The organism is Cupriavidus sp. 2TAF22, from assembly GCF_052115045.1.
Lineage (GTDB): Bacteria > Pseudomonadota > Gammaproteobacteria > Burkholderiales > Burkholderiaceae > Cupriavidus.
In genome coordinates this window covers 104,441-111,107 of sequence record NZ_JBFRFX010000025.1, presented here as the reverse complement: position 1 = coordinate 111,107, position 6,667 = coordinate 104,441, and the positions used below count along the sequence as shown (strand labels likewise).

General features: G+C 66.9%; 6 protein-coding genes. 1 reads left to right on the top strand and 5 read right to left on the bottom strand.

Features of this window, described 5'->3' with window-relative positions:
• Positions 1–9: 9 nt before the first annotated feature.
• Positions 10–480, top strand: coding sequence for a cyanase (gene cynS / locus AB4Z48_RS27040; protein ID WP_441619659.1), 471 nt, complete (start codon positions 10–12; stop codon positions 478–480).
• 111 nt (positions 481–591) lie between these two features.
• Here cynS and AB4Z48_RS27035 read toward each other — a convergent pair whose 3' ends face one another.
• From AB4Z48_RS27035 to paaE, 5 genes are all read right to left on the bottom strand, one after another.
• On the bottom strand, positions 592–1,014 hold the full coding sequence (locus AB4Z48_RS27035; protein WP_441619653.1) for a VOC family protein: 423 nt from the start codon (positions 1,012–1,014) through the stop codon (positions 592–594).
• A gap of 168 nt (positions 1,015–1,182) precedes the next feature.
• Positions 1,183–2,172 carry a Bug family tripartite tricarboxylate transporter substrate binding protein gene (locus AB4Z48_RS27030; RefSeq protein ID WP_441619651.1) on the bottom strand — a complete coding sequence of 330 codons (990 nt, stop codon included), beginning with the start codon at positions 2,170–2,172 and terminating at the stop codon, positions 1,183–1,185.
• 123 nt (positions 2,173–2,295) lie between these two features.
• Positions 2,296–3,621 (bottom strand): phenylacetate--CoA ligase PaaK, encoded by a 1,326-nt coding sequence (paaK, locus tag AB4Z48_RS27025; protein WP_441619649.1) that lies wholly within the window; start codon positions 3,619–3,621, stop codon positions 2,296–2,298.
• Positions 3,622–3,828: 207 nt separating this feature from the next.
• Entirely contained in the window at positions 3,829–5,526 is a 1,698-nt protein-coding gene (gene paaN / locus AB4Z48_RS27020) for a phenylacetic acid degradation protein PaaN (RefSeq protein WP_441619647.1), read from the bottom strand.
• A gap of 40 nt (positions 5,527–5,566) precedes the next feature.
• Positions 5,567–6,655 carry a 1,2-phenylacetyl-CoA epoxidase subunit PaaE gene (gene paaE / locus AB4Z48_RS27015; protein WP_441619645.1) on the bottom strand — a complete coding sequence of 363 codons (1,089 nt, stop codon included), beginning with the start codon at positions 6,653–6,655 and terminating at the stop codon, positions 5,567–5,569.
• Between the last annotated feature and the right edge of the window lie 12 nt (positions 6,656–6,667).

Below are 6,667 nucleotides of genomic sequence, written 5' to 3'. Positions count from 1 at the left end.
AGTAATGCCATGACCCAATCCCAATACAGCCAAGCCCCCCGCCAGGCCCTGAGCGACCTCATCATCGACGCCAAGATCCGCAAGGGCCTGACGTTCGAGCAGATCAACGAAGGCACCGGCCTGAGCGTGGCCTTTGTCACCGCCGCGCTGCTGGGCCAGCACCCGCTGCCCGCGGACGCCGCCAAGGTGGTGGCCGCCAAGCTGGACCTGGACGACGACGCCGTGCGCCAGCTGCAGACCGTCCCCGTGCGCGGCAGCATCCCCGGCGGCGTGCCGACCGACCCGACCATCTACCGCTTCTACGAAATCGTGCAGATCTACGGCTCCACGCTCAAGGCGCTGGTGCACGAGCAGTTTGGCGACGGCATCATCAGCGCGATCAACTTCAAGCTCGACATCAAGAAAGTGGACGACCCCGAAGGCGGCCAGCGCGCGGTCATCACGCTCGATGGCAAGTACCTGCCGACCAAGCCGTTCTGAACGGCACGCCGGTGGCGGGATGGCCGCGGCACAAGCGGCATCCGTCCACCGCCCCCGGCGGCGCCCAGCGTAGTCGCCGGCCGGCGCCGCGATGCCCGGCACGCGAAGCGGCTAGCCTGCCGCGACGCGGGGGTCGAAGTCGAACTCGATGCGGATGCCGCCAGGCTCGCAGAGCATGGTGTGCCGCTTTGGCCCGGCGCCCAGCTGCTCGGGCGAAAACTCCACGACCACACCCGGCCATTTCGAGACACGCTCGAATACCTCGTTGAATTTTTCTTCCGTGGCGACGCGCAGCGCAAGGTGGTGCAGGCCCACGTTAGTCTTGCGGTCGAAACCGGTGAAGCTCGCTACATCGGCGACCTGCCACAGCGTCACCAGGACCTTGCCGTCCGAGACAAACGCCGCAGGGTAGTCCGGTTTCTCGCCGACCTGTTTCCATCCCAGGCACTGGATGAAGAAGTCTCGGGTACGCGCCAGATCCGGCACGCTCAGCCCAATATGGTCGATGCCAACGGTCATGGATTCTTCGTTCATGGTTTCGCCTTTTCAGGATGGTCGGAATCCCCCGGGGGGGACCTCTACATCCTGTCGCGCTGACGGGGAGGCGTCAAGGTGCATCAATGGCATTTCCGGAACTGACGAAAGCCTCCCCGCAGGCAATGAAGCCGATACCGCGCACCTGCCGGCGCAGCGCGGCGACGCTCAGTCCAGCGTGATCTTCAGGTCGCGGATCAGCTTGTGCCAGCGCAAGGTCTCGCTGCGCAGCAGGTCGGCATATTGCGCGGGCGTGCTGCCGACCGGCTCCACGCCGAAGTCCACCAGCCGCTTGTTGACGGCCGGCTCCCTGATGGCCGCCACGACCTGCTTGTTCAGCGTGGCGATTACCTCGCCCGGCGTGGCGGCCGGCGCCACCATTCCCACCAGCGCGGCAGCCTCCACGTTCTTGTAGCCGGCTTCGGCAAAGGTCGGCACATCCGGCAACTGCGGCAGGCGGGTCGGGCTGGCCACCGCCAGGGGCTTGACCTTGCCGCCCTTGATGAAGCCGGCGCCCGAGGCCAGGTCGACCATCATGGCCGGCACCTGACCGCCTGCCACGTCGGCCAGTGCGGGCGCCGCGCCACGGTAGGGCGCGTGGACCATGTTCAGCCCGGCCTCCACCTTGAGCAACTCCATTGCCAGGTGGTGCGGGCTGCCGGCGCCGGCGGAGGCGTAGTCGATGCCGCCCGCGCCGGATTTTGCCTTGGCCCTGGCGATGAATTCCTGCACGTTGTTGACCGGCATGCCCGGGCCGACCACGAGGATCATCGGGAACTTGCCCAGCAGCGTGACCGGCGCCAGGTCCTTGACCGGGTTGTAGGAAAGCGTCTTGTACAGCGCCGGGTTGAAAACCAGCGTGCCGTTGTCCGCCGACAGCACCGTGTAGCCATCGGCCGGTGCGCGCGCGGTCTCTGCCGCGGCGATCGCGGTGTTGCCACCCGGCTTGTTGTCGACCAGCACCGGCTGGCCCAGCTTGGCGGACAGCGCCTGGCCGATCGAGCGCGCCAGGAAGTCCGAGCCGCCGCCGGCCGGGTAGGGCACGATCCAGCGCACCGGCTTGGCCGGGAAGGGGGATTCGGCCGCAAGCGCGAAGGACGCCCAGGGCAGGACTGCCAGGCCGAGTCCGACGGCCAGGAATTTGCGGGTGGTGTTCATGTCTGTCTCCGGTTTCTAGTCATTTTTGGTTTCCTGCATCGCGCGGTGCCACGCCTGCGGTCAGTGCCGGAGCGGCCCCGCGGCGGCGGGCGGGGGTGCGCCAGCGCCCCCCGCCCGCCGGCCTCATACGCTCACGTGCCGCAGGTCGAGCACGCGTTGCGCCTTGCCGGTGGCGGTCGTCTTGATCTCACCGGCATTGAGCACGCGCACCGTCGTGGACACGCCGACGATCGTCTTCACCCGCTGCTGCAATTCCCTCGCAAGCTGGGCACGCTCGCTCTCGGCGAGGGCGTCGCAGAGTTCCGCCCGCGCTTCCACCGACACGGAGAGCGCATCCAGGTGGCCGTCGCGCGTGACGCACAGCTGGTAGTTCCCGCTGAGCCGCGCGATGCCGAGGATCAGCTCCTCGATCTGGCTGGGGAAGACGTTGACGCCACGGATGATCAGCATGTCGTCCGAGCGTCCCGTGATCTTCGCCAGCCTGCGCATCGAACGCGAGGTGGGCGGTAGCAGCGAAGTGAGGTCGCGCGTGCGGTAGCGGATCATCGGCATGGCTTCCTTCGACAGCGACGTGAACACCAGTTCGCCGTGGCTGCCGTCGGGCAATACCTCGCCGGTGATGGGGTCGATGATCTCCGGGTAGAAGTGATCCTCCCAGATGACCGGGCCATCCTTGCTTTCGATGCATTCGCACGCTACGCCGGGGCCCATGATCTCCGACAGGCCATAGATATCGAGCGCCTGGATGCCCGCACGCGTCTCGATCTCGCTGCGCATGCCCTGTGACCACGGCTCGGCGCCGAAGATGCCGAGCTTGAGCGAAGACGTCGCCGGATCCATGCCCTGGCGCGTCATCTCGTCGATCAGGTTGAGCATGTAGGAGGGCGTGACGAGAATGATGGACGGCTCGAAGTCGCGGATCAGCTGGACCTGCTTTTCGGTCTGCCCGCCGGACATCGGCACCACCATGCAGCCGAGCCGCTCCGCTCCGTAGTGGATGCCGAGGCCGCCGGTGAAGAGGCCGTAGCCGAAGGCGTTGTGCAGCGTGTCGCCGCGGCGCCCGCCCGCGGCCCGGATCGACCGTGCCGTCACGTTGGCCCAGGTGTCGATGTCGTTCGCGGTATAGCCCACCACGGTCGGCTTGCCGGTGGTGCCGCTGGAGGTGTGCACGCGCACCACCTCGTCGCGCGGCACCGCAAACAGTCCGAAGGGATAGTTGTCGCGCAGGTCCTTCTTCGTCGTGGTCGGAAATTTCGCCAGGTCCGAGAGCTGGCGCAGGTCGTCAGGGTGGACGCCGGCCGCGTCGAAGGCGCGGCGGTAGTGCGCCACGTTGTCGTAGGCGTGGCGGAGCGACCATTTGAGCCGCTCCAGTTGCAGCGCCTGGATCTCGTCGCGGCTGGCTAGTTCGATGGGGTCGAGTTCGCTCGGATGGGGAATGGGCTGGACCACGGTTGTCTCCTGGATATGACGCTACTGAATAGGATCGGACGGTGGCGGAGATGGGGGCGCCACGCAGCGGCCTGCCTCCTGGCGATGCGAGGCGACGGTCTGTGCCGTCGTCCGTCGCCAGGCTGGCAAGCGTCCGGTAGTACTTGTATCGATGGTTGGCGGACCGAAGCCGCTCAGGCGCCCGTAGCGGGCGCGCTGGCGGGCACGCTATGCAGGCGAGCGCTGCGCAACATGGCGGCGGCTCTGCACGACGCGGAACCGGTTGGCGACGAACGCCGAGTCGGCGAGGCTGGCGTTGGCCGCGGGATTCGCCCCGGTGGCATGGAAGTCGGAAAACGCTGCCGACTGGTTCACGAACACGCCGCCCGCGAGGTTCACCGACAAGGCGACACCGCCCGTCACCGCAGCCTCTTCGGCCGCTTCGAGCACCTGCTCATCGGTGCTGTAGACGGATAGCGTCAGCGCGCCGCGCGTGCGGGCGATGCGTGCGGCGAGTGCCAGCGAATGCGCGGTGGAGTCGGTGGCGACCACGAACGCGATCGGGCCGAACCATTCCTGCGTGAACGCGGCTTCGTCGCCGCTGGCGTCGAGCTTGCGCAGCAGCGGTGTGCTGACACGGGCTTCCGGATAGGCCGGATGCGCCAGGCTGCGGCTGTCGAGCAGCGGCGTGCCAAGCCGGGCTGCCTGTCCGATGCGGTCGAGCACGCCCTGGTTCTGGATCGCGCCCGTCAGTTCGACGGCCTTGGCCGGATCGGCGGTCAGCTTCTGCACGGCGTCGGCGATGGAGCGGGCGACGTCGTCGAACGACACCGTGCCTTCGGCCGTGCGGATGCCGTCGCGCGGCACATAGATATTCTGGGGCGCGGTGCACATCTGGCCGGAGTACAGCGCGAGCGAGAATGCGATATTGCGCGACACGGCCTTCAGGTCTTCGGCCGAGTCGATCACGATCTGGTTGACACCCGCCTTCTCCGTGTAGACCTGCGCCTGGCGGGCATGCGCTTCCAGCCAGTCTCCGTTGGCGGTGCTGCCGGTGAAATCGATCACGCGGATCTCGTCGCGCGTGGCCAGCGATTGCACGAGGGGCCCGTCGTTGGGGGCGGTCGCCAGCAGGGTCACCACGTTGGGGTCGAAGCCGGCCTCCGCCAGCACCTGGCGCGCGATGCGCACGGTGATGGCGAGCGGCAGGATCGCGGCGGGATGGGGTTTGACGATGACGGCATTGCCGGTGGCGAGATCGGCGAACATGCCGGGATAGCTGTTCCAGGTCGGGAAGGTGCAGCAGCCGATCACCAGCCCGATGCCGCGCGGCACGATGGTGAAGCGCTTTTCCATGGCCAGCGGCGGGTTCTTGCCTTGCGGCTTTTCCCAGTAGGCCGACTCGGGGACAGCGCGCATTGCGTCCCAGGCGTAGGCGATCGCCTCGAGCGCGCGGTCTTGCGCATGCGGGCCGCCGGCCTGGAACGCCATCATGAAGGCCTGCCCCGTGGTGTGCATGACGCTGTGCGCGATCTCGAAGCTGGCGCGGTTCAGCCGCTCGAGGATTTCCAGGCTCACGCCGATCCAGGCCTTCGGGCCTGCCTTGCGGTACTGCGCCTGCGCCTGCTGCACCGCCGGGATCAGTGCATCCGGGTCGGCCTTGGGATAGCCGATGTCCAGTGCGAAGCCGAACGGCGAGTGTTCCTGGCCAACGGTGCCGCTGCCGCCATGGCTGCCGGCCTGGTCGAGCGCGAAGGGCTGCCCGAGTTGCGCCTTGAATGCCGCTTCGCCGTCAGCCGCGGCGGTCTCGCCGTAGGCGCGCGGGCTGGGCATCTCGTTGAAGGGACTCCAGTAGCCGCGCGTGCGGATGGCTTCCAGGGCGTGTTCGAGGGTCTTTTCGTGTTTGGTAAACAGGGAGTGGTTCATCGCTGGGGGCCGCTTTTTCTGGTAGGTTGCAGTGATCGGATTACCGTTCGTCGTAGCTCACGACAACCCGGTCCGACACCGGATGGCATTGGCAGGTGAGCACGAAGCCATCGTCGATTTCATGCTGTTCGAGCGTGTAGTTCTTTTCCATCTTCACTTCGCCTTCGAGGACCTTCGCCCGGCACGTGCAGCACACGCCGCCCTTGCAGGCATAGGGCAGGGCGAGGCCGGCCTTGAGGCCGACATCGAGCACGCTGATTCCCTGGTACGGCAGGCGCAGCTTGCGCTTCTTGCCGTCGATGATCAGTTCCAGGTCAGCGGCCGGCATGTCGTCGGTGATCTCGACCGGTGGCACGCCGGCCTGGGGCAGCGGCGTGCCGAAGCGCTCGACGTGCACCTTCTCCGGCGCCACGCCGGCAGCCTTCAGGGCCGCTTCGGCGGCGTCCATCATCGGTCCGGGACCGCAGATGAATGCCTCGTCGATCTCCGTGGCCGGCGTGAGCGTCTGCAGGAAAGCGCGGCACTTGTCCTGGTCCAGCACGCCGTTGAACAGTTCGACTTCCTGCAGGTCGTCGGACAGCACGTGATACAGCGAGAACCGGCTCATGAAGCGGTTCTTGAGGTCTTCGAGTTCCTCGGCGAACATGATCGCGTCGACGCTGCGGTTGCCATACACCAGCGTGAAGCGGCTGGTCGGCTCGGTCTCGAGGGTGGTCTTGATGATGGCAAGGACGGGCGTGATGCCGGAGCCGCCGGAGAAGGCGACGTACGACCTTGACAGGTCGGCGTTCAGGTGCGTGAAGAAGCGGCCGTCGGGGGTCATCACTTCGATCTCGTGCCCGGGGCGCAGCGTATCGAACGCAAAGTTCGAGAATCGCCCGCCGCGCACCCGCTTGATGCCGATGCGCAGTTCGCCGTCGCGGTCGTAATCGGTGACGCCGACACAGATCGAGTACGAGCGGCGCGTCTCCTCGCCGTCAAGGTGGGTCTTCAGCGTGACGAACTGCCCTTGCGTGAAGCGGTACGCGTCGCGCAGCTCGTCGGGCACTTCGAACGAGACCGTGACGGCATCGGCGGTTTCGGGCCGTACCTCGCGGATACGCAGCGGATGGAATTGCGGAGTCGCCATGATGTCGGTCCA

What these genes read in the sequence shown, in the direction of transcription:
- cynS (WP_441619659.1), top strand. Translation starts at nt 10, where the DNA reads ATGACCCAATCCCAATACAGCCAAGCCCCCCGCCAGGCCCTGAGCGAC.
- paaE (WP_441619645.1), bottom strand. Translation starts at nt 6,655, where the DNA reads ATGGCGACTCCGCAATTCCATCCGCTGCGTATCCGCGAGGTACGGCCC.
- paaN (WP_441619647.1), bottom strand. Translation starts at nt 5,526, where the DNA reads ATGAACCACTCCCTGTTTACCAAACACGAAAAGACCCTCGAACACGCC.
- AB4Z48_RS27035 (WP_441619653.1), bottom strand. Translation starts at nt 1,014, where the DNA reads ATGAACGAAGAATCCATGACCGTTGGCATCGACCATATTGGGCTGAGC.
- AB4Z48_RS27030 (WP_441619651.1), bottom strand. Translation starts at nt 2,172, where the DNA reads ATGAACACCACCCGCAAATTCCTGGCCGTCGGACTCGGCCTGGCAGTC.